Source organism: Paramicrobacterium chengjingii, assembly GCF_011751765.2.
Lineage (GTDB): Bacteria > Actinomycetota > Actinomycetes > Actinomycetales > Microbacteriaceae > Paramicrobacterium > Paramicrobacterium chengjingii.
On record NZ_CP061169.1, the window covers coordinates 1,620,610 to 1,645,607 of the forward strand.

Below are 24,998 nucleotides of genomic sequence, written 5' to 3' on the forward strand. Positions count from 1 at the left end.
CTAAATCTCTTTCGTTACGGTCGGGTCAATGAAGATGGAGCCATCGACGATGTCGACGGAATACACCGGGACGGGTTCGTAAGCCGGAAGGGAGAGCGGCTTTCCCGTGGTGAGTGAGAACTGAGAACCGTGCGCCCAGCATTCGAGGGTGCCGTCTTCGACGAACCCCTCAGACAGTGAGATATCACCGTGAGTGCAGGTGTCACCTATGGCGTGTACGTCGCCCGATGAGTCGAGCACGACAGCAACAGGGACTCCATCGAGCACGCAACGCTTTGCCTGGTCGACGGTCAGTTCGCTAAGTTCGCAAGCTTTGACGGATGTCACGTTAGTGTGCGTCCTCCGTGAGCTTTGTCGAGGCTAGCTCCTCTTCGACAGCGCGCTCGAGGCTCTCTTGCAACTCGGCATTGCCGATCTGCTGAATGATCTCGGTGAGGAACCCTCGCACGACGAGGCGACGAGCCTCTTCTTCGGTGATCCCTCGTGCCTGGAGGTAGAACAGCTGCTCGTCGTCAAAGCGTCCGGTAGCGCTCGCGTGACCGGCGCCGGCGATATCGCCGGTCTCGATCTCGAGGTTGGGCACGGAATCAGCGCGTGTGCCGTCGGTGAGAACGAGGTTGCGGTTCTGCTCGTAGCTGTCCGTTCCGGTGGCATCCGGGCCGATCAGAACATCGCCAATCCACACCGTGTGTGCTCCCTCGCCCTGCAACGCACCCTTGTATGTGACACGGCTGCGAGAGTGAGGTGCGTCGTGATTGACGTAAACCTGGTGCTCGAGGTGCTGCCCTGCGTCAGCAAAGTACAGACCGAGTGACTCCACGTTCGACCCCTGCTCGGCGAGATGAAGCGACGGGTTTACCCGCACGAGGCTTCCGCCCAGTGTGACGAGCACGTGCTTGAGTGTGGCGTCGCGGCCGATGCGGGCAAAGTGAGACGCGAGGTGAACTGCCTCGTCATCCCACCATTGAACGCTGACTACTGTCAGACGGGCACCTTCGCCGACGACGATCTCGACGTTTTCAGTGAGAAGTGCACTGCCGGCGTTCTTGAGAATCAGCAGCGCCTGGCTGTTCGGCTCGGCGGTGATCACGGTGTGTGCACCGCGAGCGGCGCCTCCGAGCGACGAGCGCTCGACAGTTACTGTCTTGTCCTCTTCGCCCGAGATGGTGATGGCGTATGCCTTCTCGGTTGTCGACCATGCATTAGCCGACGGGCGATCCTCCGGAAGAGCTGCGCTGCCGACTCGAGCGTCGTCCATGCCGACCCACTCGGCTGTCACGCCATCGGTGTCTGATGTGGCAACGGTGTACGGGGCACCGTCGAGCTCTCCCTCGCTGAGCGAGGTGAGACGGTCAACGGGTGTGTATCGCCATTCGGCCTCGCGCCCTGTGAGCGCGGCGAAATCGTCGACGTTTGTCGACCGGAACCTCTCAGAGCGGGTTTGCAGGGGAACGAGGCCCCATCCTCCGTCTGTGTGCTCTTTGAATCCGTGCTGGCGTGGCGTTGCCGGTGTCGCTGTGGTATCTGTGACAGTCATTGTTAGCCGACGGATCCTTCCATGCCCATTTCAATGAGTTTGTTGAGCTCGAGCGCGTACTCCATGGGAAGTTCGCGCGCGATCGGCTCGATGAAGCCGCGCACGATCATAGCCATTGCCTCTGTCTCCTCGAGCCCGCGGCTCATGAGGTAGAACAGCTGCTCTTCGCTGACCTTCGAGACCGTTGCCTCGTGTCCGAGCTGAACATCGTCGACGCGAATATCGATAGCAGGATAGGTGTCGGATCGGGAGATCGTGTCGACGAGCAGAGCGTCGCACACCACGGAGTTTGATGAGTGGTGCGCAGAGGGGTCAACACGAACTTCGCCGCGATATCCCGCACGGCCCCCGCCGCGTGCGATCGACTTGGACGTGATCGACGACTGCGTGTACGGCGCCATGTGGATCATCTTGGCACCAGCATCCTGGTGCTGACCTGGACCGGCGAAAGCAACAGAGAGAGTCTCGCCCTTTGCGTGCTCACCCGTGAGGTAGATCGAAGGATATTTCATCGTCACTTTGGAGCCGATGTTTCCGTCGACCCATTCCATCGTGGCGCCTTCTTCGGCAATAGCGCGCTTGGTGACGAGGTTGTACACGTTGTTCGACCAGTTCTGAATCGTCGTGTAGCGAACGCGAGCGTTCTTCTTCACAATGATCTCAACAACGGCGGAGTGCAGCGAATCACTCTTGTAGATCGGCGCGGTGCAGCCCTCGATGTAATGAACGTAACTGCCTTCGTCCGCGATGATCAGAGTGCGCTCGAACTGCCCCATGTTCTCCGTGTTGATGCGGAAGTATGCCTGGAGCGGAATGTCGACATGCACGCCGGGCGGCACATAGACGAACGAACCACCAGACCACACTGCAGTATTGAGCGCGGCGAATTTGTTGTCGCCGGAGGGAATGACCGTTCCGTAGTACTCCTCGAAGAACTCCGGGTGCTCGCGCAGAGCCGTGTCGGTGTCCATGAAGATGACACCCTGCTGCTCGAGATCTTCGCGAATCTGGTGATACACGACTTCGGACTCGTACTGGGCGGCCACGCCGGCGACGAGTCGTGAGCGCTCAGCCTCGGGGATTCCGAGACGCTCGTACGTGTTCTTGATGTCGTCGGGGAGATCCTCCCACGAGGTAGCCTGCTTCTCCGTAGAACGGACGAAGTACTTGATGTTCTCGAAGTCGATCTCTGAGAGGTCGGCGCCCCACGACGGCATCGGCTTGCGCTCAAAGAGTTTGAGTGCCTTGAGGCGGCGTTTCAGCATCCATTCGGGTTCGCTCTTGAGCCCCGAGATATTGGAGACGACTTCGGTGTTCAGACCTCGACGGGCCGAAGCACCAGCGGCGTCCGAATCGCTCCAGCCGAACTCGTAAACACCAAGGTTTTCGAGTTCAGGGCGGTCGATCAGAACATCTGACATATCTACCTCTCTTGAACCGCTAAGAAACAGGATCTCTGTTCACGGCTTGACCTGCGCATTCGTGAAAGCTGAATGCGAGGAAATGTGGTCCGCGTCGGCGTGAACCTACAATTGTTCGTAGGCAATCGATTCTGCGCCGGGCACGGCCAGATTTCGGGTTGATTACTTGAACAATGCAATTCTACAGGTTGTGTCGGCGAAAATGTGAGGTACACAGACGACACGAAGCCGGGGTGTCCCCGACATGTATGAGCGAAGGATCCCGCAGTGAGCCGTGTGACATCAGAACATCGGGCCGCGAGCCCTGACTCGACGAGCAGAAACGTGGTGGCGCGTTTCTGGACGTGGCTGCCGAACAGCGTTGACGACAAGCGCGTGAGGGTGGCGGTGTGGCTGAACGTCATTTTTCAAGCCGTGCTCGTCGGAACTGGAGGCGCGGTGCGCCTGACAGCATCCGGTCTGGGGTGCCCAACATGGCCCAAGTGCACGGCCGAATCATTTATCACGTCACCTGAAATGGGAATTCACGGCGTCATCGAGTTTGGTAACCGCACGCTCTTCTTCGTGCTGCAGGCGATCGCCATCTTCGTGCTGCTCTGCGTGATCAAGTACCGCAGGGATCGCAAAGACCTTTTCGTGCTCGCCTTGATTCCCGCGTGCAGTGTTCTCTTTCAGGCAGGAATCGGCGGTCTCACTGTACTTTCCGGACTCAACCCCTACGTTGTCGGGCTCCACTTCGTTCTGAGTGTCGTGCTCGTCGTGCTGGGGGCTCTGCTTGTGATGCGGGTGTATACCACGACGGGACCCCGTGAAAGGGTGGTTCCCGTTTGGTTCGCCCGTCTCGCCCACGTGGCATCGTTTTTCGTCGCGGTCTCCGTCATTATCGGCATCCTGACAACGGGATCGGGCCCCCACGCCGGCGACCAAGGGGCCGCGCGCAACGATCTGCCGACCGAAGTGATGCAACATGTGCACTCATGGCCGGCCTACGTGATGTTGGCGCTCACGCTCGTCTTGTTCGTCGCCGCGTGGATGCGAGGGATCACTTCACCTCGTGTCTGGCTGTCATGGCTCGTCGTGGTGCAAGGCGCGCAGATTCTCGTTGGCGTTGCGCAGTCCCGACTCGGGCTGCCCGGAGTGCTCGTCGGAAGTCACATGGTGCTCGCGTGCGTGCTCGCCGCGCTGATGGCTGCCGTTCTCTTCTTCTTGAAGCGACCCGTGGCAGACCGCACGGCGCAGTAGCTCACTGAACAGGGCCTCCATCAGCTTGTGTGCTGAGGGAAGCCCCTGTTCAGTGCTGGATCAGAACGGCAGCAGCGGATCGATCCCGACGGCAAGGAAAAGAAGCGACAGATACGTGATTGACCCGTGGAAAACGCGCATTGGCGACGCCTCTTCGTTGCGGATTGCGAGGTTGTACAAACGGTGAGTCTCGAAAATGAACCAACCGCCGGCAACAAGCGCGATTGCGGTGTAGGTGATGCCCATAGGAGCGAGAGGCACAAGCAAAAGTGAGCACGCAACAGTCGCCCATGCGTAGAGAATCGTCTGCAGGCCGACGACGGCTCGCCCTCTCACAACGGCAAGCATCGGCACACCGACCTCTTTGTAGTCGGAGCGGTACTTCATCGACAGTGGCCAGTAGTGCGGTGGCGTCCAGAGGAAGACCACGGCGAACAGAATCCACGCCTCCCAGTCGAGGGATGCCGTGACACTCGACCAGCCGATGAGCACAGGGAAGCATCCGGCAATACCGCCCCAGATGATGTTCTGCTCAGTGCGGCGCTTCAGCCACAGCGTATAGACGCAGACATAGAAGAAAATAGCGAGAACAGAGAGGCCTGCAGCGAGAAGGTTCGTCGTCACGGCAAGCCAGACGGTCGACAGCACGGCGAGCGTCCATGAGAAGACCAGCGCTTCACGTGGCGAGAGCTCCCCGGTTACCAGCGGCCGGTTCTCGGTGCGCTTCATATGGCGGTCGATGTCGCGGTCGATGTAGCAGTTGAAAGCACCGGCGGAACCCGCGCTCATGGCGCCGCCGATCACTGTCGCGGCGACGAGCCAGAGGTTGGGGATGCCCCCGTAGGCGAGGATCATCACGGGAACCGTCGTGACGAGAAGCAGCTCCATCACACGAGGCTTGGTCAGTGAGATGTATGCGGCCGCCTTGCGGCGAAAACCGATCGGGCGCGCTTCAACAGGGGTGGGGATGGTGACGTCCATTGCTCCTCGACTACTGGGTATCAATCGATTCTAGGTCATCGCGCATGGGAGTGAACGACGGAACAACGGGGACGCTTCGCGCGTTGTCATAGATGTGCGCATGCATGGTCAGCTGTCTCTATACTGGGGTTGCTCGCCTACCTTCGCGGAGTCCGCCAACAGCAGCACATCAGGATGGCGGAACCGCGACGTGCCAAAGTAGCCAAATGTGCGTGTATACGCTTCGGCGGGCCGTCAGGCCCGGACGAACAGACAGAAGGGTCAAACAACGTGGCAGCTCTGCAATGGGATTCCATTGACGACAAGGCAGTTGACACCGCTCGCGTTCTCGCCGCGGATGCTGTTGAGAAGGTCGGTAACGGCCACCCCGGAACGGCGATGAGCCTCGCGCCCGCCGCTTACCTTCTCTTCCAAAAGGTCATGCGCCGGGATCCGAATGACGACAAGTGGCTCGGCCGTGATCGTTTCATCTTGTCTGCGGGGCACAGCTCGCTCACGCAGTACATTCAGCTCTACTTCGCTGGCGACGGCCTCGAGCTTGATGACCTGAAGGCGCTTCGTACCTGGGGGTCGTTGACTCCGGGGCATCCTGAATACGGCCACACCAAGGGCGTCGAGATCACCACGGGTCCGCTCGGTCAGGGCCTCTCCTCCGCCGTCGGCTTCGCTTACGCGTCACGCTACGAGCGTGGCCTCTTCGACCCGGATGCCGAAGCGGGCAGAAGCCCCTTCGACCACTTTGTGTACGTCATCGCGAGTGATGGAGACCTGCAGGAGGGCATTACGAGCGAAGCGTCATCGCTCGCCGGCCACCAGCAGCTCGGCAACCTCATCGCGATCTACGACAGCAACCAGATCTCGATTGAAGATGACACAGACATCGCCTTCACCGAAGACGTGGCCGCTCGCTACGAGGCTTACGGCTGGCAGGTTCTGACGGTTGACTGGAAGAAGACCGGCGAGTACGTCGAAGATATTCAGGAGCTCAACGCTTCGATTGAGGCGGCTCGGGCAGAGACGGGCAAGCCGACGCTGATCGTACTCAAGACGATTATCGGGTGGCCTGCGCCGAACAAGCAGAACACCGGAGCAATCCACGGGGCCAAACTCGGTGCGGACGAGCTCGCCGGCGTCAAGTCAGAGCTGGGATTCGATCCAGACAAGACCTTCGCGGTCTCAGACGAGGTCATCGCCCGTACGCGTGCTGCGGTTGACAGGGGTGCACAAGAGCGCGCCGAATGGCAGAAGTCTTTCGACGAGTGGAAGGCAGCGAACGCTGAACGCAACGCGCTGCTCGAGCGCCTTCTCGAACACGATCTCCCCGCGGGAATCGAAGACGCGCTCCCCCGCTTCGACGCGGGAACCGATGTGTCGACGCGCGCCGCATCAGGCAAGGTGCTCTCGGCGCTTGGTGCTGAGCTCCCCGAGCTCTGGGGCGGGTCAGCTGACCTTGCTGGCTCGAACAACACGACGATCGACGGGGCAGCATCCTTTGTGCCGGCCGAGCACTCCACGGACTCATGGGCGGGAAATCCGTACGGCCGAGTTCTGCACTTTGGCATCCGCGAGCATGCCATGGCAGCAATCCTCAACGGGATCGTGCTGCACGGCCCAACCCGTGCATATGGTGGAACCTTCCTGATCTTCAGCGATTACCAGCGACCATCAGTGCGACTTGCCGCGCTCATGAACATACCGAGTGTCTTCGTATGGACTCATGACTCCGTCGCTCTCGGGGAAGACGGCCCGACTCACCAGCCGATCGAGCAGCTGTCGACGCTGCGTGCAATTCCGAACCTTGCGGTTGTGCGCCCATCGGACGCCAACGAGGTCGCATACGCCTGGCTCGAGATTCTGAAGAGGCACGATGGCCCGACAGGCATCGCACTGACCCGCCAGAACTTGCCTGTCTTCGACCGAGGTGACGGCGACGCGCAGGGCGACACTCTCGCGGCAGCATCCAATGTCGTCAAGGGTGCGTACATTCTTGCTGAAGCGCCGAACGGCACGCCCGACGTGATTTTGATCGCCACGGGCTCTGAAGTGCAACTCGCCGTTGAGGCTCGGGAACAGCTGCGCAGCGAGGGCGTCAACGCGCGTGTTGTGGCGGCCCCGTCGCTTGAGTGGTTCGACGAGCAGTCCGCCGAATACCGCGAGTCAGTTCTGCCGGCATCCGTGACGGCCCGGGTCTCTGTCGAGGCGGGCCTCGACCTGACCTGGCGCGGCATCGTCGGCGACCGTGGCCGGTCTGTTTCGATCGAGCACTTTGGTGCATCAGCCGACTACAAGACGCTGTTCCGCGAGTTCGGGATTACGACAGAAGCCGTTGTGAATGCCGCGAAGGAAACGCTCGGCGCTCACTGAGCCGGGCAGAGGAGAAATCATTATGACTGAAACACCTACTGCACAACTTTCAGCCGCCGGCGTCAGCATCTGGCTCGACGACCTCTCGCGAGAGCGCATTGAGACAGGCAATCTGACCGATCTCATCGAGAACCGAAACGTTGTCGGGATCACCACGAACCCGACGATCTTCGCCAACGCCATTAAGAACGGCGATCGGTATGCCACTCAGGTGGGCCAGCTCACCGCTGCTGGGGAAACCGTCGATGGCGTGGTCAGGGAGCTGACGACGAAAGACGTCGCTGATGCGGCCAACGTGTTTCGCCCGATCTTCGATGCGACGAACGGTGTCGATGGGCGGGTCTCGATTGAGGTCGAGCCTGGACTTGCCCATGACGCTCAGGGCACGATCGCGCAGGCCGTCGAGCTGTGGGAGAAGGTTCAGCGCCCCAACGCACTGATTAAGATTCCCGCGACTGTCGAAGGCCTCGAAGCGATCACAGCGGCAACGGCACGAGGAATCAGTGTCAATGTGACACTGATTTTCAGCCTGACGCGTCACCGCGAGGTCATCAACGCCTACCTGACCGGTCTTGAACAGGCGAAGGAGGCAGGCATCGACTTGTCGACGATCCACTCGGTCGCCTCGTTCTTCGTCTCTCGCGTCGATACCGAGATCGACAAGCGTCTCGAGGCGATTGGGTCTGATGAGGCGCTCGCGCTCAAGGGCAAGTCGGGCGTCGCCAACGCACAGCTCGCGTACGAGGTGTTTGAGCAGGAATTCAGCTCTGAGCGCGCGAAAGCGCTGCGGGAGGCTGGAGCCAACCCGCAGCGTCCGCTGTGGGCGTCGACCGGCGTGAAGGATCCTTCGCTCCCCGACACCCTTTACGTGACAGGACTCGTGGCACAGGGAGTTGTCAACACGATGCCGGAGAAGACGCTCGAGGCGACGTTCGACCACGGAGTGCTTGCGGGTGACACAGTGACGGGTAGCTACGACGAGGCAAACGGTGTTCTTGACGCCGTCGCCGCTGTTGGAGTGTCGTACGACGACGTCACGGCCGTGCTCGAAAAGGAAGGCGTCGAGAAGTTCATCGTGTCGTGGAATGAGCTGCTTGATGACGTCAAGAGCGCGATGGAGGAATCCCGATGAGTTTCGAGATCCACGTGAGCGGAGCGGCTGAACAAGCCGTCCGTTCCGTGGTTCCCACGCTTGTCGAAGATCTCGTCGCATCGGGCATTACCGAGCAGAACCCGACACTCTGGGGGCCGACGGCCGAAGAAGAGTCCGCAAAGCGTCTCGGTTGGACCGAAGCCGTTGCCGTATCGCGCCCCCTCGTTGCTGAGATCACTGCGCTGCGCGACAAACTCGCGGCCGTCGGCGTGGACCATATTGTTCTGGCGGGAATGGGCGGTTCGTCGCTTGCTCCTGAGGTGATCACCCGCACCTTCGGCGTCGACCTCACCGTGCTCGACTCGACAGCACCGGGGCAGGTGCGCGCTGCGCTTGACGCCGGACTGCAGAACACCGCAATCGTGGTGTCGTCGAAATCCGGCTCGACCGTCGAGACGGACAGTCAGCGGCGGGTCTTCGAGAAGGCATTTAACGATGCAGGGATTGATCCGCGCGAGCGCATCATCATCGTCACTGACCCTGGCTCACCGTTCGATGTTTCGGCGCGCGAAGGCGGGTTCGCTGTCTTCAACGCTGACCCGAACGTCGGGGGACGGTATTCGGCTCTTACCGCTTTCGGCCTTGTGCCATCTGGTCTGGCCGGCGTCGACATCTCAGCGCTGCTTGACGAGGCCGACAGAGTGCTGGCCGAGCTGTCAATTGATGACGAGCGCAATCCTGGACTCATTCTCGGCGCAGCGATCTCAGCGACCTCTCCGCGCAGAGACAAGCTGGGAATCGTGTCGGACGGAACGCACATTGTTGGCTTCGCCGACTGGGCAGAGCAGCTGATTGCCGAATCCACAGGAAAAGAAGGCACGGGAATTCTTCCCGTCGTGCTCGACAAGCTAGCGCCCGAGCTGGAAAGTCGTCCCGATGATCTTCAAATCGTTCGGCTCGTCGAGAACGCCGAGGCGCTCCACGTGTTTCCCCGCGACCGGCACGAGGGCGAGATCCTCGTCAGCGGTTCACTTGGCGCACAGCTGATCGTCTGGGAGTACGCCGTTGCCGTCGCCGGTCGCATTCTCGGCATCAATCCCTTTGACCAGCCGGACGTCGAGTCGGCGAAGGTGGCGGCGCGCGGTCTTCTTGACGATCGCCCGGAGCCAGCGGACCCCGCATTCGCCGAGGGCGGCATTGAGATTCGCGGAGACGATGACCTGGTAACCGGTATCTCAACGGTTCGCGAGGCCGTGGATCGTCTCGTCGCAGCACTCCCCGACGACGGCTACGTATCGCTCCAAGCATACGTAGACCGACTTGAGTTGCCTCAGCTCGAGGGTCTGCGCAGCATGATCGCGGCTCGGGCTGGACGCCCTGTCACGTTTGGGTGGGGGCCAAGGTTTCTTCACTCGACGGGGCAATACCACAAAGGCGGTCCCGCACAAGGTGTATACCTGCAGATCACGCAGGCAGCGCCCGTCGACCTCGAAATACCGGAACGCCCGTTCACATTCGGTCAGCTGATTGAAGCCCAGGCTGCGGGCGATGCCGGTGTGTTGCGCGACCATGGCCGCCCCGTGCTGTCGCTCAATCTGACGAACCCGCAAGACGATACCCTCGCTCTGTTCGAGGCCATCAACTAATACACGACGCAGCATCCATAGTGAAGGATGCTGCCTAGGAGTCGAATGTCCCCGGTGGAGATCACCCCAGAGCACAATCCGCTTCGGTTGAGCATCGACCGTCGTCTCAACCGCATCGCGGGCCCAAGCGGCCTGATTATCTTCGGCGTGACAGGCGATCTGTCACGCAAGAAGCTGATGCCTGCGGTCTACGACCTGGCCAACAGGGGCCTTCTCCCCCCGGGGTTCGCCCTAGTCGGGTTCGCTCGACGCGATTGGGAAGACCAAGATTTCGCCCGTGTCGTTCACGATGCGGTGCGGGATCACGCGCGCACACCGTTCCGAGAAGAGGTGTGGGAGCAGCTCGCTCAAGGGATTCGGTTTGTCTCGGGCGAGTTCGGCGACGATGCGGCGTTTACGCGTCTTGGCGAGACGATCGTCGAGCTTGATCGCACGCGGGGCACTATGGGAAACCATGCATTCTACCTGTCGATCCCGCCGAAGGCATTCCCACAGGTGACATCGCAGCTGAAGCAGTCCGGGCTAGCCGAGGAGAAGGACGGTCAATGGCGCCGCGTCGTCATTGAGAAGCCGTTCGGAAGCAACCTTGAGACGGCGAGAGAGCTGAACGACGTCGTGGAGTCGGTGTTTCCTGCTGACTCAGTGTTTCGCATTGATCATTACCTGGGTAAGGAAACGGTGCAGAACATCATGGCGCTCCGTTTCGCCAACCAGCTTTTCGAACCGATCTGGAACGCCAATTTTGTCGACCACGTGCAGATTACGATGGCCGAGGACATTGGTGTCGGCGGCCGAGCCGGCTATTATGACGGCATCGGCGCGGCCCGTGATGTGATTCAGAACCACCTTTTGCAGCTTCTCGCACTCACAGCCATGGAAGAACCGGGCTCATTCGACGCAGCTGATCTACGGGCCGAGAAAGAGAAGGTTCTCGCGGCTGTTCGGCTGCCGACCGATCTCAGCACGGGAACGGCGCGCGGCCAGTACTCTGGCGGGTGGCAAGGCGGCGAGAAGGTTCGCGGCTTCCTCGAGGAAGACGGCATGAACCCGGACTCGACCACCGAGACGTACGCGGCCATGAAGCTTCACATCAACACGCGACGCTGGGCCGGAGTACCGTTCTATCTGCGTTCCGGAAAACGACTCGGTCGCCGTGTCACCGAGATCGCCGTCGTGTTCAAACGCGCACCGCAATACCTGTTCGCGGAATCACAGACCGCCGAACTCGGAGAGAACGCCCTTGTGATCCGGGTGCAGCCTGACGAAGGCGTGACCATTCGCTTCGGTTCCAAAGTTCCGGGAGCCGGCATGCAGGTTCGCGACGTCACGATGGACTTCGGGTACGGGCACGCGTTCACCGAGGCGAGCCCCGAGGCGTATGAACGGCTGATTCTTGACGTGCTGCTCGGCGATCCTCCCCTTTTCCCTCGACATGAAGAGGTAGAACTCTCGTGGAAGATCCTCGATCCCATTGAGGAGTTCTGGGCAGAACAAGGCGGCCCGATCGACCAGTATGAGCCCGGCACATGGGGTCCGACATCCGCTGATGAGCTCCTCGCTCGCGACAGCCGCACCTGGAGGCGTCCATGATCATCGACATTCCTGACACGACGACGAGCGCGGTCTCGAAACGGCTCGTCATGCTGCGCGAAGAAGGAGGCGTCATTGCACTCGGCCGGGTGCTGACGCTCATCATCATTGCAGCGCGCGGTGACGAAGAAGAAGCGATCGAAGCGGCGAACGATGCCTCGCGAGAGCATCCTATGCGCGTTATCGTGATCTCCATCGCCGATGCATCGTCTGACGGTGAAACGCGCATTGACGCCCAGATTCGGGTCGGTGGCGATGCCGGTGCGAGCGAGGTCATCATTCTGCGTGCGTTCGGCGAGGCCGCGGACAACAAAGTCAGTCTTGTCACCGCGCTGCTTTTGCCTGACGCACCCGTCGTCGCGTGGTGGCCCGGCGAGACGCCGGACGTTGTGTCGGCTTCCCCTATCGGTCAGATTGCCCAAAGGCGAATCACGGATGCTTCGGCCCATGCCGATCCGCACGAGGCGCTCAGGCAGCTTGCTCGCTCATATCGGCCAGGCGACACCGACTTCGCGTGGACCCGGCTGACTTTATGGCGCGCTCAACTGGCGGCCGTTCTCGATCAGCCGCCGTACGAGACGATCACCTCCGTGCGCGTGACTGGCGCTGCTGACTCGCCGTCCACGACGCTACTCGCTGCGTGGTTGCAACTGCAGCTCCAGGTTCCTGTGACGTGCGAGCTCACTCACGATATCGGTGGGGTCGGAGGAATCCACGGAGTCGAGATGACGCGCGCGTCAGGAACATTCTCGCTTGAGCGCCCCGTATCGAACATTGCGACACTGACGATACCGGGACAGCCCGTGCAAGATATTGCTCTGCCGCGACGTAACCTCCGGGACAGTCTTGCAGAGGAGTTGCGTCGGCTTGACCCTGACGTCCTGTACGGTGACGTGATAATGAGAGGACTCAACGCGCTCGACAGCGCGGAGTCCGAGCCGGCGGAAGGTGCCAAGTGACGAACGAACGGCGCGTGCTGATTCACAACGACAAATCTGCGTTGGCAGCATCGATTGCAGCACGGTTTCTGACAAAGGTCGTTGATCTCCTTGACGAGCAGGAACGTGTGAACATCGTTCTTGAGGGCGGCCGTGTTGCCCTCGACGTGCTCACACAGATCAATGCGAACCCCGCGCGAGACACCGTTGACTGGGCACGCGTTCACTTCTGGTGGGGCGACGAACGATATGTGCCGTCTGGTGACGCTGATCGAAATGACGCAAAGGCACGCACGGCTCTTCTTGATCACATCGACGTGCCCGAATCCAACATCCATCCGATGGCCGCACCCGATTCGGGGCTTGATCTTGACGCGGCAGCCGAGGCGTATGCCGCTGAGCTGGCCGAGCATGCGGAAGGCAGCATCGCACTCCCCCGGTTTGATATCACATTCCTTGGCGTCGGCCCTGACGGGCACACTGCCTCGCTTTTCCCCGACCACACTCAAGTACTTGAGAAGTCAGCGTTTGTCCTGCCTGTCACCGAATCGCCCAAGCCGCCTTCGGACCGATTGACGCTCACGCGCCCGGCATTGAACTCGTCGCAGCGCATTTGGGTAGAAATTGCCGGTGCCGAAAAGGCGTCGTCACTCGGCCTTGCACTGGCAGGCGCATCGTATTCGGAGGTTCCGATTGCTGGCATCAAGGGACGTCGCCGCACCGTGTTCTTCGTCGACAAAGAAGCTGCGGCCGAGGTTCCCGAGAATTTGATCGCGCAGACGTACTGAGCTGCCATCACGAACGCCTGAGGGCCACGCACATGCGTGGCCCTCAGGCGTTCGTGATGGCTTGCGGTTAAGCGGTTCCGCGACGCTCACGCAACTGCGTGAGAGCATCCTGAAGCAACTGCTCGGCTTCTTCGTCGGAGCGTCGTTCCTTTACATAGGCGAGGTGAGTCTTGTAAGGCTCATTTCTCAATGCCTCGGGCGGATTGTTCTTGTCGCGCCCCGCTGGGAGACCTGAGGTCGGCGAACTGATGATGTCAGGGATCTCTTCGTCGGGAACGTCTGCGGCGAAGTAGCGCACAGTCTCATTTCCGAGAGCGTCCCAGTAGGAGATCGCATTGCGGTCAGCGTGATGTCCATGATCCTGCTCGCCCATTGGCCCGGCGCCGACGCGAGCCCCACGAATAGTGTTTCCTCCGAGTGCCATATTTCTGTGTCCTCCTAGACGCCTGACTGGAACTTCGTGATGAGTCCGAGCACAATGACGCAGGCGAACCAGATGCTTCCCAGCAGAACTGTAATGAGGTTGAGGTTTCGTTCGGCGACGCCTGATGCGCCGAGGTTCGAGCCCATCCCTCCACCGAACATGTCAGAGAGGCCGCCACCGCGCCCCTTGTGCAGCAGAATGAGGAACGTCAAGAGCAAGCTCGTTATTCCGAGCAGTACTTGGAGGATGATCTGGAGAATCTCCACAGGGGACCTTTCACTTCGTCAGGAGCCGGGCACGGCAAGACCACGACGATTATACGCGAGAGCGTGCCGTGCCCGTACTTCGACGGTTAGACGCCGACGTGCTTCTGAAAACGAGCGATGTTCGAGAACTCGGTTGCGTCGAGGCTGGCGCCTCCAACGAGTGCACCATCAATATTCGGCTCACGCATAAATCCGGCAATGTTGCCGGACTTCACCGATCCGCCATACAGAATGCGTGTACGTGCGGCGGCATCATCTCCGAGTGATTCGGAAAGCACCGCGCGCAGGGCAGCCGCAACCTGCTCGGCCTGTTCAGGTGTCGCAGCCTGACCTGAGCCGATTGCCCAGACGGGCTCGTAAGCCACGACAATGTCAGCGTCAGCCGACACGCCTTCGAGAGCAGCGCGCAGTTGCGAGACGGGCACCGCTGAAGAACCGTGCTTCTCGAGGTCTTCAGCCGTCTCGCCAACGCAAATCACGGGTGTGACCCCGTGCTTTAGGGCTGCCGCGGTCTTGGACCTCACGAGCTCATCGGATTCGTTGTGCAGTGTTCTGCGCTCGGAATGGCCGATGATGACATAGCGGCAATCGAGTTGGCTGAGAAACGCACCCGAGATTTCACCCGTGAACGCTCCCGAGTCTTGTGCGGAGACGTCCTGCGCACCATACGCAAGCGGAAGCTTGTCAGCTGAGACCAACGTCTGAACGCTGCGAAGGTCGGTGAACGGCGGGAAAACAGCGACTTCGACAGCGTCGAAATCGTGTTTGGCGTCTTGAAGACTCCATGCGAGCTTCTGCACGAATGCGATCGCCTGAAGATGATCGAGATTCATCTTCCAGTTGCCTGCAATGAACGGAGTACGAGTTACTGCTGCCATCCGAGAACCTCCAGTCCGGGAAGCTTCTTGCCTTCGAGGAACTCGAGGCTTGCACCGCCGCCCGTTGATATATGGCCGAACTGATCGTCGGCGAAGCCGAGGGCGCGAACGGCCGCGGCCGAGTCTCCCCCGCCGACAACGCTGAGCCCGTCGACGCGTGTCAGTGCTTCAGCGACTGCCTTCGTGCCAGCCGCAAAGGGAGCAAGCTCGAAGACACCCATCGGGCCGTTCCAGAACACTGTTTTCGACCCGGCGACGCGCTTCGCGAATGCCTGCGCAGTCTTTGGTCCGATATCGAGTCCGAGACCTGATGACCCGAACGGAGTGTCCTCAATCGATTCGATGGGGCGAATCTCGTGGTCGGCGTCGGCGCTGAATGCCGACGCGACGACGACGTCCTCTGGGAGGACGATCTCGACGCCCCGCTCGTCGGCATCACTGAGGTACTTCTTGACAGTGTCGATCTGGTCGCTCTCCAGCAGGCTGGAACCCACCTTGTACCCCTGTGCTGCGAGGAACGTGAACAGCATACCGCCACCGATGAGTAGCGAGTCGACACGCGGAAGAAGGTGCTCAATCACGCCGATTTTGTCTGAGACCTTTGAGCCGCCCAACACGACAGCATAAGGACGCTTCGGGGTCTCTGTGAGCTGCTCAAGAACCGTGAGCTCCGTCTCGATGAGAGTGCCCGCAACGCTGGGGAGCAGTTGGGGAAGCTCATAGACGCTTGCTTGCTTGCGATGCACGACGCCGAAGCCGTCGGAGACGAATGCGTCGCCGAACTCTGCGATCTTCTGTGCAAACGCGCGCCGCTCTGACTCGTCTTTGCTGGTCTCCCCCGTGTTGAAGCGGAGATTCTCCAGAAGGGCGATCTGCCCGTCCTGCAGATTTGCGACGGCATCAGCAGCCGCATGGCCAACGGTGTCGGCGGCGAAGGTGACAGGGCTGCCCAACAGTTCGCTGAGACGCTGAGCGACCGGTGCGAGGCTGTATTGAGCGTCGGGCGCGCCCTTCGGACGGCCGAGGTGCGAGACGACGACAACGCGGGCACCCTGGTGGATCAGTGCGTTGAGGGTGGGCAGAGAGGCGCGAACGCGCCCGTCGTCGGTGATGACCCCGTCCGCGAGAGGGACGTTGAGGTCACACCGGACGACGACGCGCTTGCCGCTCAGCGAACCCAGTGACTCTAAAGTGCGTAGCACGCTGATGTTCCTCGGCGCCTAGAGGCGCTCGGCCACGTACTCGGTGAGGTCGACAAGGCGGTTGGAGTAGCCCCACTCGTTGTCGTACCAGCTCGAGACCTTGACCAGGTTCCCGCTGACGTTCGTCAGCTCAGAGTCGAAGATCGACGAGTGGGGGTCCTGCTGGATGTCGCTGGAGACGATCGGGTCAGCCGTGTACTTCAGGAAGCCCTCGAGTCGACCTGACTCTGCGGCCTCACGGTAAGCGGCGTTGACCTGATCGACGGTGACGTCATCGCGCTCGATGACAGCGGTGAGGTCGACGATGGATCCGGTGGGGACCGGAACACGGTATGAGGAGCCGCTGAGTTTTCCGTTCAGTTCGGGCAGCACGAGGCCGATCGCCTTGGCAGCACCCGTTGAGGCGGGAACGATGTTGATCGCTGCTGCGCGCGAACGACGCAGGTCCGAATGTGGGCCGTCCTGCAGGTTCTGGTCTGCCGTGTACGCGTGAGCGGTCATCATGAAGCCACGCTCGATGCCGAACGCATCGTTGAGCACCTTGGCCAGCGGCGCGAGGCAGTTGGTGGTGCAACTTGCATTCGAGATGATGTTCATCGTTGCCGAGTCGTAGGTGTCTTCGTTCACGCCCATGACAAACGTGCCGTCGACGTCGGAGCCCGGAGCCGAGATGAGCACCTTCTTGGCGCCTCCGGCGATGTGCTTACCGGCGTCGGCTGCCTTGGTGAAGCGACCGGTCGATTCGATCACGATGTCTACGCCGAGGTCACCCCAGGGGAGGTTCGCCGGGTCGCGCTCTTCGAATACCTTGATGCTCTTGTCTCCGACGGTGATGACGTCGCCGTCGTGGCTCACGGGCTGTCCGAGACGGCCGCCCACCGAGTCATACGCAAGCAGGTGAGCGAGCGTCTTGTTGTCGGTCAAGTCGTTGACAGCGACGATGTCGAGGTCAGCGCCCTGCGCGAGTGCTGCGCGAAGGAAGTTGCGTCCGATGCGGCCGAAGCCGTTGATTCCGATCTTTACTGACAAGAATTTCTCCTGTAACTGGGCGCTGAAAAGCGCGATTTCAATTAATCTCGCAAGCGAGGTGGAGAGGGTTGTCCCAGACAGGAGCCTGGGACAACCCTGTCTGTCCTAAGACAGTACCAGCAGGCCTGAGGTCTTCTCACGTGCGGTCGTGAATCGCTCCTGCACGTTCGCCCAGTCAACGATGTTCCAGAACGCCTTCACGTAGTCTCCCTTGACGTTCTGGTAGTCAAGGTAGAACGCGTGCTCCCACATGTCGAGGAGCAGGATGGGGACGGTGCCAGCGGGGAAGTTCGACTGCTGGTCATAGAACTGCTGAATGAGCAGCTTCTGGCCAATTGAGTCCCACATCAGCGCGCCCCACCCGGAGCCCTGGATGCCCAGTGCTGCTGCGTTGAAGTGTGCCTGGAACTTGTCAAACGAACCGAAGTTGTCGTTGACAGCTGCTTCAAGTTCACCGGTCGGGCGGTCCCCTCCGTTTGGAGAGAGGTTCGTCCAGAAAATCGAGTGATTGACGTGGCCGCCGAGGTTGAACGCGAGGTCCTTCTCAAGCTTGCTGACGTTTGCGAAGTCACCTGAATCGCGGGCTTCTGCGAGCTTGTCAAGCGCAGTGTTCGCCCCCGTCACGTACGCCTGGTGATGCTTTGAGTGGTGCAGCTCCATAATCGTGCCTGAAATGCTCGGCTCGAGTGCGCCGTAGTCATATCCAAGCTCTGGAAGCGTGTATTCAGCCATATAGATCTCTCCGTTTCATCTCACGCGCGATGAGCCGCGCATGGCACTGAGTGACCTCATCAGTCTAGTCCTGACAGCTGACCTGGCCACACGTAGCTACTTAACAAGACATCGAACGGGTTTAGTCCAGATGCGTCGGGAGATTTGCCTGTGTGTCGGGAATGTCGAGATCGCTTGCCTTTTTATCGGCCATGGCCAGCAGCCGTCGAATCCGACCGGCAACCGCGTCTTTCGTCATGGGCGGAGTTGCGAAATGTCCGAGCTCGTCGAGACTTGCGTCACGATGGTCCAGGCGTAGCTTGCCTGCATAGGCGAGGTGGTCGGGAACGTCGGAGTCGAGAATCTCCAGTGCGCGCTCGACGCGCGCACACGCTGCGACCGCTGCTTGTGCCGATCGTCGAAGGTTTGCGTCATCGAAGTTGACCAGACGGTTCGCCGTCGCGCGAACCTCGCGCCGTTGGCGCATCTCATCCCACTCGGTGACGGTGCTGTGAGCTCCCATCGCCGTAAGCATCGACCCGATTGCCTCACCGTCGCGAATGACAACTCGATGGATGCCGCGAACCTCGCGCGCTTTTGCCGAGATGCCAAGACGGCCCGCAGCTCCGACGAGTGCCATTGCCGATTCGTTCCCCGGGCATGACACCTCGAGCGCGGCGGATCGTCCGGGGTCGGTCAGAGTGCCCCGTGCGAGGAAAGCACCGCGCCAGATAGCGGCAAGTTCATCGCGAGACCCGGTTGTGAGCCGGTTGGGAAGGCCGCGCACCGGGCGTCTCCGAGAGTCGAGAAGGCCGGTCTGGCGCGCGAGGGTTTCTCCCCCGGCGACGACGCGTACGAGAAAGTACGGTGCGCGTCGAGCTCCAGACGGAGAGATCGCTGTCGCCTCGCTGCGCACACCATAGAGCTCTGCAAGGTCCTTGCGTACGCGGCGTGCAATCTGCGGGGAATCAACCTCGGACTCGATGGCGATGCGACCAGAGATGATGTGGAGTCCGCCGCTGAACCGCAGCAGGGAGGCGAGCTCGGCCGCTCGAACCGTATTGCGCGTTTCGACTACTGCGGTCAATTCGTCCTTGACATCGGCTGTAAGAGCCAATCGTTGTCCTATCTGCTCGGGTGCCCGGTCGCCTATTCGCGGCCGAGGTCTCGGTGTTTCACGTTCACGACGACGTCGGGCTGATCTTGAAGCATAGTTGTGAGTCGTTCGGCCATGGCGACTGAACGATGCTTTCCGCCCGTGCATCCCACGGCAACAACCGCATGGCGCTTGTTCTCGCGTTGATATCCGGCGAGAACCGGGGTCAATGCGGAGGCGTATGCGTTGAGGAACTCCTCGGCGCCCGGCTGCGTGAACACGTACGAATCGACCTCGGGGTCGAGGCCAGTGTGCATCCGCAGTTCGGGAACCCAGAAGGGATTCGGCAGAAATCTCGCGTCAGCAATCATATCCGCGTCTGTCGGGATCCCATATTTGAATCCGAAACTCATGACGGTTACCTGTACGCCGGGAGTCGTCTCACTCTTGAACAGATCCCGCACCGAGGATCCCAGCTGATGAACGTTCAGGTCCGTCGTATCAATGATGACGTCGCTGAGCTCGCGGATCGCGGCGACACGTGCACGTTCAATGCGGATGCCGTCGAGGATCGTCCCGTTTCCTTGAAGAGGATGCGGCCGGCGGACCGCCTCGAAGCGTCTGACGAGCGCGTCGTCGGCAGCGTCAAGGAACAGCACCCGCAGATGTGTTCCTTCTCTCAGGCCCTGAAGCATCGACCGGAGGTCGCTAAAAAAGTCGCGGCCACGCACGTCAACGACAACGGCGAGTTTCTCGGTGCCCTCGGCTCGTTCGGCGAGGTCGACGAGCGGCTTGAGCATTTGGGGCGGAAGATTATCAACGACATACCAATCGAGGTCTTCCAGGGCATTGGCAACGCTCGAGCGTCCGGCCCCCGACATTCCGGTGACGATGAGGACTTCCTGCTCGGATGCTGGTTCGTCGCTTGCCATTGTGTGTCTTTCGCTCGGGCGTCTCGGGTACCTACAACACTACCGAGTGTGGAGCTTCGCGTGGATTGCCTGCGCAAGTGCTGGCCCAACGCCTGTCGCTTCCGTAATCTCCTCAGGAGATGCCTTCTTGAGCCGGGCTACTGATCCGAATTGGTTGAGCAACTTCTTAACCCGCGCCGGTCCCACCCCAGGCACCTCCGAGAGCACCGTTGAAATGTCGCGTTTTCTCCGTTTGCGCTGGTACGTGATCGCGAAGCGGTGCGCTTCATCCCGGAGCCTCTGCACAAGATAGAGGGCCTCGCTGTTGCGCGGCAGAATGACGGGAAAGTCGTCATCAGGCAGCCAAAGTTCCTCGAGTCGCTTCGCTATTCCCGCGATCTGAATTCCCGTTCGGCCAGACTCCTCAAGTGCTCGTTTTGCCGCAGCCACCTGCGGCTGACCGCCGTCGACGAGAAGCAGCTGTGGAGGGTAGGAGAACCGTTTGGGCGCGGCATCCGTCGGCTCCTCCTCGTCGCCCGGTTCATCAAGATGAGCGAGACGGCGCATGAGCACTTGATACATCGAATCTGTGTCATCCGTGGATTCCGCAATGGAGAACGTGCGGTACTGATTCTTACGGGCCAAGCCATCTTCGAACACAACCATTGACGCGACGATGTTCGTGCCCGAAAGATGCGAAATATCAAAACATTCGATGCGAAGTGGCGCGTCAGACATTCCAAGTGCATCTTGAAGGTCGGCAAGCGCCTGGCTGCGCGAAGCGAAATCGGAGCTGCGTCGAGTCTTGTGCCGAATCAGAGCCTGCTTGGCGTTAAGCACGGCTGTCTCCATGAGCGCCGCCTTCTCGCCTCGCTGTGCCGTCTTCAAGCGCACGGTTCCGCGCCCGCGCACCGACGTGAGCCATTCAGAGATCTCTGCAGCGTCGTCGGGCAGCACAGGAACGATGATCTCCCGAGGAACGTCCACCTTCGGCGCACTGTAGGCGGTACGAATGACCCCCTCGATCAGGTCTCCGGCTTCGACATCCAGCTCTTTGTCTACCGTCCATGACCGCACACCGCGAATGCGGCCGCCGCGCACGACAAACTGTTGAACGGCCGCGGACAACTCGTCGTGCTCGATACCGAACATGTCAGCGTCAACGGTATCTTTCATGACGACGGTGCTCTTGTCGAGAACAGCCTCGAGCGACAGCAACTGGTCGCGATATCGCGCAGCCGATTCGTAGTCTTGCTGCTCCGCTGCATCTTTCATCGAGCGCTGCAGTTCGCGTGTGAAGCGCTTGTCGTTGCCGCTCATGAAACTGACGAAGTCATCGACGATGCGACGGTGTTCCTCGATGCTCACCGTCATGGAGCAGGGGCCGCCGCATTTTCCGATCTGACCGGGAAAGCACGGCTTTCCCGATTGCATTGCCCTTTTATAGCTTGAGTCTGAGCACGTGCGAATCGGAAATGCCTTGATCATCAGATCAATCGTGTCGTGCACTGCCCAGATCTTCGGGTAGGGCCCAAAATAGCGTGCACCCTTGATGCGAGGATTGCGGGTGACCATCACGCGCGGGGCCTCGTCACCGAGGGTGACAGCTAAGTATGGATACGTCTTGTCGTCGCGAAACTTCACGTTGAAGGGCGGCTCGAACTCTTTGATCCAGGTGTACTCGAGTTGGAGTGCCTCGACATCGCTTCCGACAACGGTCCATTCGACGCTCGTTGCCGTCGTCACCATTCGACGAGTGCGCTCGTGGAGCGTTCTCAAGGGCGCAAAATAGTTGCTCAGCCGAGAGCGGAGGTTCTTTGCCTTGCCGACATACAGCACACGCCGGTTGGAGTCTCTAAAGCGATACACGCCGGGATGAGTGGGAATTTCACCGGCCTTCGGCCGATACGAGAGCTGTTCTGCCACGTTCATCCCGCCCGGCGTGCGTCACCGAGCTCGGCTTTGAAGATCTCCTTCAGGAACATCCCGGTGTGGCTCTTCGTTGACCGCGCCACCTTCTCGGGTGTTCCCGTTGTGATGACCTGTCCTCCACCGGCGCCTCCCTCGGGGCCGAGATCGATGATCCAGTCTGCTGATTTGATGACGTCGAGATTGTGCTCGATGACGATGACGGTGTTTCCCTTGTCGACGAGGCTGCCGAGCACGAGAAGTAGTTTTCGCACGTCTTCGAAGTGGAGACCCGTCGTCGGTTCGTCGAGCACATACACGCTGCGACCGTTCGAGCGACGCTGAAGCTCTGTCGCGAGCTTGACACGCTGTGCTTCTCCACCTGACAGCGTCGTTGCACTCTGGCCGAGTCGCACGTACCCGAGGCCAACGTCGACAAGGGTTTTGAGGTAGCGGTGAATTGCGGTGATCGGCTCGAAGAAACCGGCGGCTTCGACAATGGGCATGTCGAGCACCTCCGAGATGTTCTTCCCTTTGTAGTGAACCTGAAGGGTGTCGCGATTGTAGCGCGCTCCCCCGCAGACTTCACAGGCGACGTACACGTCGGGAAGGAAATTCATCTCGATCTTGATCGTGCCGTCACCCGAACAGGCCTCGCAGCGCCCGCCCTTGACGTTGAAGCTGAATCGGCCGGGCAGATACCCGCGAACCTTGGCCTCTGGCGTTTCAGAGAAGAGGGTGCGGATGCGGTCGAAGACGCCCGTGTACGTTGCCGGATTCGACCGAGGAGTGCGCCCGATCGGCGCCTGGTCGACGTGCACAACCTTGTCGAGATTATCGAGGCCCGTGACGCGCTTGTGCTTTCCTGGAACCTTCCGTGCACCATTGAGCTTGTTCGCCATGACCCGATAGAGAATGTCGTTGACAAGCGTAGATTTGCCGGAACCGCTGACGCCGGTGACGGCTGTAAAGAGGCCGATGGGAAAATCGACGGCCACGGAGCGAAGGTTGTTCGCTGACGCTCCGACGACCGAGATCATGCGATTGGGATCGACTGCGCGGCGCTCGTCTGGCGTCTCGATCTGACGACGTCCCGAGAGATAGTCTGCGGTCAACGATCGTTCGTTCACGAGCAGATCGGATACGGTGCCTGAGTGGACGACGTGTCCTCCGCCCTCGCCCGCTCCGGGGCCGATGTCGACAACCCAGTCGGCCGTTCGGATCGTGTCTTCGTCGTGCTCGACGACGATCAAGGTATTACCCAGATCGCGGAGGGCGATCAGCGTTTCGATCAGGCGTCGGTTGTCGCGTTGGTGCAAGCCAATGCTTGGTTCGTCGAGAACGTAGAGCACACCGGTCAGCCCCGAACCAATTTGCGTCGCGAGTCGAATACGCTGAGCTTCCCCGCCAGAGAGCGACCCAGCGGACCTCGATAGTGTGAGGTAATTGAGGCCGACCTGAATAAGGAAATCGAGTCGCGCTTTGATCTCGCGTTGAACTTGCGCGGCGATACGCGCGTCGCGATCGCTGAGCGTGAGCTCCTCCATGAACGAGCGGGCATCAGTCAAACTAAGGTTGGCGACATCCGCGATGCTCGTATCGTTAACGAGCACGGCGAGCACTTCGGGCTTCAGCCGATTTCCCTCGCAGACGGGGCAGGGAATCTCTCGGAGATACTCGGCCCAGCGCGCGCGCTGAACGTCGGTTTCGGCCTGCATGTACTGGCGCTCGATATAGGGAATGACACCCTCGAACCCCGACGTATACGAGACTTCGCGCCCGAACCGGTTGCGCCACTTGACGCGAACCTTGAAGTCCTTTCCGCGAAGAATGGCTTCGCGTACGTCCTCGGTGAGTGACTCCCACGGCGTGTCGAGTGAGAAGTCAAGATCATTGGAGAGCCCGACGAGAAGTTTTTCGTAATACTGGTAGAGACCCTTGCCCTGCGTCGTCCACGGAACGACGACCCCCTCGTTGATGCTGAGCTGCTCGTCGGCGAGCAGGAGGTCGGCATCAACGGACATTCGTGTGCCGAGACCGGAGCACTCGGGGCACGCTCCGAACGGAGCGTTGAACGAAAACGTGCGGGGTTCCACTTCGGACAGTTGGATCGGATGGTTGTTGGGGCACGAGAGCTTTTCTGAGAATGTGCGTACCGCGTCGTCGCCCTCGGCATCCACAAAGCTCACCTGCACGACGCCGTCGGTGAGGCGAAGCGCCGTCTCGAGGGAGTCGGTGAGCCGCGTGAGCATCTCGGGCCCCGCGACGAGTCGATCAACAACGACGGAGATGTCGTGCTTGTACGACTTCTTGAGCTTCGGCGGTGAACTCAACTGCACTGTTTCGCCGTCAACCACCGCCCGAGCGTAGCCCGAGGCGCTCAGCTCGGTAAAGAGATCGACGAATTCGCCCTTTTTCTGCGAGACGACGGGGCTCATCACCATGTAGCGCGTGCCGCTCTCGAGGGTCATCAGCTGGTCGGCGATCTGCTGAACCGTCTGGCGCTGAATCGGCTCTCCGCACTCCGGACAATGCGGAACCCCGATGCGCGCCCAGAGCAGCCTCATGTAGTCGTAGACCTCAGTGATTGTGCCTACGGTCGACCGAGGGTTGCGGTTTGTCGACTTTTGATCAATGGATACCGCCGGACTCAGCCCCTCAATGAAATCGACGTCGGGGCGGTCGACCTGACCGAGGAATTGGCGGGCATATGCCGAGAGCGACTCGACATATCGGCGCTGGCCCTCGGCGAAGATCGTGTCGAACGCGAGGGAAGACTTGCCTGAACCGGAGAGACCTGTAAAGACGACAAGAGAGTCACGTGGGATCTCGACATCGACGTTGTCGAGATTATGCACGCGAGCCCCGCTGACCGACAGGATGGAGTTCGAGGAAACTGGTGAAATCGTCACTCCCCTAGCCTAATCGTGACCACCGACAGAGCACTCAGCAACGGTTCACATCTGGTGTGGT

The 24,998-nt window shown here is 60.4% G+C and carries 21 protein-coding genes; 7 read left to right on the forward strand and 14 right to left on the reverse strand.

What is annotated here, in order from left to right; translation table 11 throughout:
- From HCR76_RS07945 to sufB, 3 genes are read right to left on the reverse strand one after another with little or no spacing between them, the layout of a single operon-like run.
- Window positions 1-327: a non-heme iron oxygenase ferredoxin subunit gene (locus HCR76_RS07945; protein WP_166989799.1), complete on the reverse strand. Its 327-nt coding sequence runs from the start codon at window positions 325-327 to the stop codon at window positions 1-3.
- A gap of 1 nt (window position 328) precedes the next feature.
- Window positions 329-1,537: a Fe-S cluster assembly protein SufD gene (sufD, locus tag HCR76_RS07950; RefSeq protein ID WP_166989801.1), complete on the reverse strand. Its 1,209-nt coding sequence runs from the start codon at window positions 1,535-1,537 to the stop codon at window positions 329-331.
- A gap of 2 nt (window positions 1,538-1,539) precedes the next feature.
- Window positions 1,540-2,958 (reverse strand): Fe-S cluster assembly protein SufB, encoded by a 1,419-nt coding sequence (gene sufB, locus HCR76_RS07955; RefSeq protein WP_166989803.1) that lies wholly within the window; start codon window positions 2,956-2,958, stop codon window positions 1,540-1,542.
- Between the two features lie 267 nt (window positions 2,959-3,225).
- Between sufB and HCR76_RS07960 the strand changes: the two genes are divergently transcribed.
- Entirely contained in the window at window positions 3,226-4,200 is a 975-nt protein-coding gene (locus HCR76_RS07960; RefSeq protein WP_235934052.1) for a COX15/CtaA family protein, read from the forward strand.
- 60 nt (window positions 4,201-4,260) lie between these two features.
- On the opposite strand, the gene HCR76_RS07965 is transcribed toward HCR76_RS07960, so the two are convergent.
- A complete protein-coding gene (locus HCR76_RS07965) occupies window positions 4,261-5,181 on the reverse strand; it encodes a heme o synthase (protein WP_166989805.1) in 921 nt (306 codons plus the stop codon).
- 270 nt (window positions 5,182-5,451) lie between these two features.
- Here HCR76_RS07965 and tkt point away from each other — a divergent pair, with 270 nt between their 5' ends.
- From tkt to pgl, 6 genes are read left to right on the forward strand one after another with little or no spacing between them, the layout of a single operon-like run.
- The gene (gene tkt / locus HCR76_RS07970) at window positions 5,452-7,545 is read left to right on the forward strand and encodes a transketolase (RefSeq protein WP_166989807.1); all 2,094 of its coding nucleotides are present in this window, start codon (window positions 5,452-5,454) and stop codon (window positions 7,543-7,545) included.
- A 22-nt stretch (window positions 7,546-7,567) separates the two neighbouring features.
- The gene (tal, locus tag HCR76_RS07975; RefSeq protein WP_166989809.1) at window positions 7,568-8,677 is read left to right on the forward strand and encodes a transaldolase; all 1,110 of its coding nucleotides are present in this window, start codon (window positions 7,568-7,570) and stop codon (window positions 8,675-8,677) included.
- On the forward strand, window positions 8,674-10,284 hold the full coding sequence (locus tag HCR76_RS07980; protein ID WP_166989811.1) for a glucose-6-phosphate isomerase: 1,611 nt from the start codon (window positions 8,674-8,676) through the stop codon (window positions 10,282-10,284). Before tal ends, HCR76_RS07980 begins: the two co-directional genes overlap by 4 nt.
- Window positions 10,285-10,329: 45 nt before the next feature.
- On the forward strand, window positions 10,330-11,874 hold the full coding sequence (gene zwf / locus HCR76_RS07985) for a glucose-6-phosphate dehydrogenase (protein ID WP_166989813.1): 1,545 nt from the start codon (window positions 10,330-10,332) through the stop codon (window positions 11,872-11,874).
- Window positions 11,871-12,833: a glucose-6-phosphate dehydrogenase assembly protein OpcA gene (locus HCR76_RS07990; protein WP_166989815.1), complete on the forward strand. Its 963-nt coding sequence runs from the start codon at window positions 11,871-11,873 to the stop codon at window positions 12,831-12,833. Before zwf ends, HCR76_RS07990 begins: the two co-directional genes overlap by 4 nt.
- Window positions 12,830-13,600, forward strand: coding sequence for a 6-phosphogluconolactonase (gene pgl, locus HCR76_RS07995; protein WP_166989817.1), 771 nt, complete (start codon window positions 12,830-12,832; stop codon window positions 13,598-13,600). Before HCR76_RS07990 ends, pgl begins: the two co-directional genes overlap by 4 nt.
- 67 nt (window positions 13,601-13,667) lie before the next feature.
- Here the strand turns inward: pgl and HCR76_RS08000 are convergent, their stop codons facing one another.
- The 10 genes from HCR76_RS08000 to uvrA all read right to left on the reverse strand — a co-directional run bounded on the left by HCR76_RS08000 (window position 13,668) and on the right by uvrA (window position 24,937).
- The gene (locus tag HCR76_RS08000) at window positions 13,668-14,024 is read right to left on the reverse strand and encodes an RNA polymerase-binding protein RbpA (protein WP_166989819.1); all 357 of its coding nucleotides are present in this window, start codon (window positions 14,022-14,024) and stop codon (window positions 13,668-13,670) included.
- Window positions 14,025-14,038: 14 nt separating this feature from the next.
- Window positions 14,039-14,290 carry a preprotein translocase subunit SecG gene (gene secG, locus HCR76_RS08005; RefSeq protein WP_166983576.1) on the reverse strand — a complete coding sequence of 84 codons (252 nt, stop codon included), beginning with the start codon at window positions 14,288-14,290 and terminating at the stop codon, window positions 14,039-14,041.
- An 86-nt stretch (window positions 14,291-14,376) separates the two neighbouring features.
- Window positions 14,377-15,168, reverse strand: coding sequence for a triose-phosphate isomerase (gene tpiA, locus HCR76_RS08010; protein ID WP_166989821.1), 792 nt, complete (start codon window positions 15,166-15,168; stop codon window positions 14,377-14,379).
- On the reverse strand, window positions 15,156-16,370 hold the full coding sequence (locus HCR76_RS08015; RefSeq protein ID WP_166989823.1) for a phosphoglycerate kinase: 1,215 nt from the start codon (window positions 16,368-16,370) through the stop codon (window positions 15,156-15,158). The genes tpiA and HCR76_RS08015 overlap by 13 nt, the downstream gene beginning before the upstream one ends.
- 18 nt (window positions 16,371-16,388) lie before the next feature.
- Window positions 16,389-17,399 (reverse strand): type I glyceraldehyde-3-phosphate dehydrogenase, encoded by a 1,011-nt coding sequence (gene gap, locus HCR76_RS08020; protein WP_166983579.1) that lies wholly within the window; start codon window positions 17,397-17,399, stop codon window positions 16,389-16,391.
- Window positions 17,400-17,504: 105 nt separating this feature from the next.
- A complete protein-coding gene (locus HCR76_RS08025; protein WP_166989825.1) occupies window positions 17,505-18,131 on the reverse strand; it encodes a superoxide dismutase in 627 nt (208 codons plus the stop codon).
- A gap of 121 nt (window positions 18,132-18,252) precedes the next feature.
- Window positions 18,253-19,227 (reverse strand): DNA-binding protein WhiA, encoded by a 975-nt coding sequence (gene whiA, locus HCR76_RS08030; RefSeq protein ID WP_166989827.1) that lies wholly within the window; start codon window positions 19,225-19,227, stop codon window positions 18,253-18,255.
- Between the two features lie 32 nt (window positions 19,228-19,259).
- Window positions 19,260-20,138 (reverse strand): RNase adapter RapZ, encoded by an 879-nt coding sequence (gene rapZ, locus HCR76_RS08035; protein WP_166989829.1) that lies wholly within the window; start codon window positions 20,136-20,138, stop codon window positions 19,260-19,262.
- 39 nt (window positions 20,139-20,177) lie between these two features.
- Window positions 20,178-22,043 carry an excinuclease ABC subunit UvrC gene (gene uvrC, locus HCR76_RS08040; RefSeq protein WP_166989831.1) on the reverse strand — a complete coding sequence of 622 codons (1,866 nt, stop codon included), beginning with the start codon at window positions 22,041-22,043 and terminating at the stop codon, window positions 20,178-20,180.
- A 2-nt stretch (window positions 22,044-22,045) separates the two neighbouring features.
- Window positions 22,046-24,937, reverse strand: a complete 2,892-nt coding sequence (gene uvrA / locus HCR76_RS08045; RefSeq protein WP_166989833.1) for an excinuclease ABC subunit UvrA — start codon at window positions 24,935-24,937, stop codon at window positions 22,046-22,048.
- Window positions 24,938-24,998: the final 61 nt, after the last annotated feature.

Bases quoted from the DNA above. Each gene is read 5' to 3' on its own strand.
- zwf (WP_166989813.1), top strand. From the start codon at position 10,330: ATGTCCCCGGTGGAGATCACCCCAGAGCACAATCCGCTTCGGTTGAGC.
- HCR76_RS07980 (WP_166989811.1), top strand. From the start codon at position 8,674: ATGAGTTTCGAGATCCACGTGAGCGGAGCGGCTGAACAAGCCGTCCGT.
- HCR76_RS07965 (WP_166989805.1), bottom strand. From the start codon at position 5,181: ATGGACGTCACCATCCCCACCCCTGTTGAAGCGCGCCCGATCGGTTTT.
- tal (WP_166989809.1), top strand. From the start codon at position 7,568: ATGACTGAAACACCTACTGCACAACTTTCAGCCGCCGGCGTCAGCATC.
- HCR76_RS08000 (WP_166989819.1), bottom strand. From the start codon at position 14,024: ATGGCACTCGGAGGAAACACTATTCGTGGGGCTCGCGTCGGCGCCGGG.
- sufD (WP_166989801.1), bottom strand. From the start codon at position 1,537: ATGACTGTCACAGATACCACAGCGACACCGGCAACGCCACGCCAGCAC.
- HCR76_RS07990 (WP_166989815.1), top strand. From the start codon at position 11,871: ATGATCATCGACATTCCTGACACGACGACGAGCGCGGTCTCGAAACGG.
- rapZ (WP_166989829.1), bottom strand. From the start codon at position 20,138: ATGGCAAGCGACGAACCAGCATCCGAGCAGGAAGTCCTCATCGTCACC.
- sufB (WP_166989803.1), bottom strand. From the start codon at position 2,958: ATGTCAGATGTTCTGATCGACCGCCCTGAACTCGAAAACCTTGGTGTT.
- tpiA (WP_166989821.1), bottom strand. From the start codon at position 15,168: ATGGCAGCAGTAACTCGTACTCCGTTCATTGCAGGCAACTGGAAGATG.
- HCR76_RS08025 (WP_166989825.1), bottom strand. From the start codon at position 18,131: ATGGCTGAATACACGCTTCCAGAGCTTGGATATGACTACGGCGCACTC.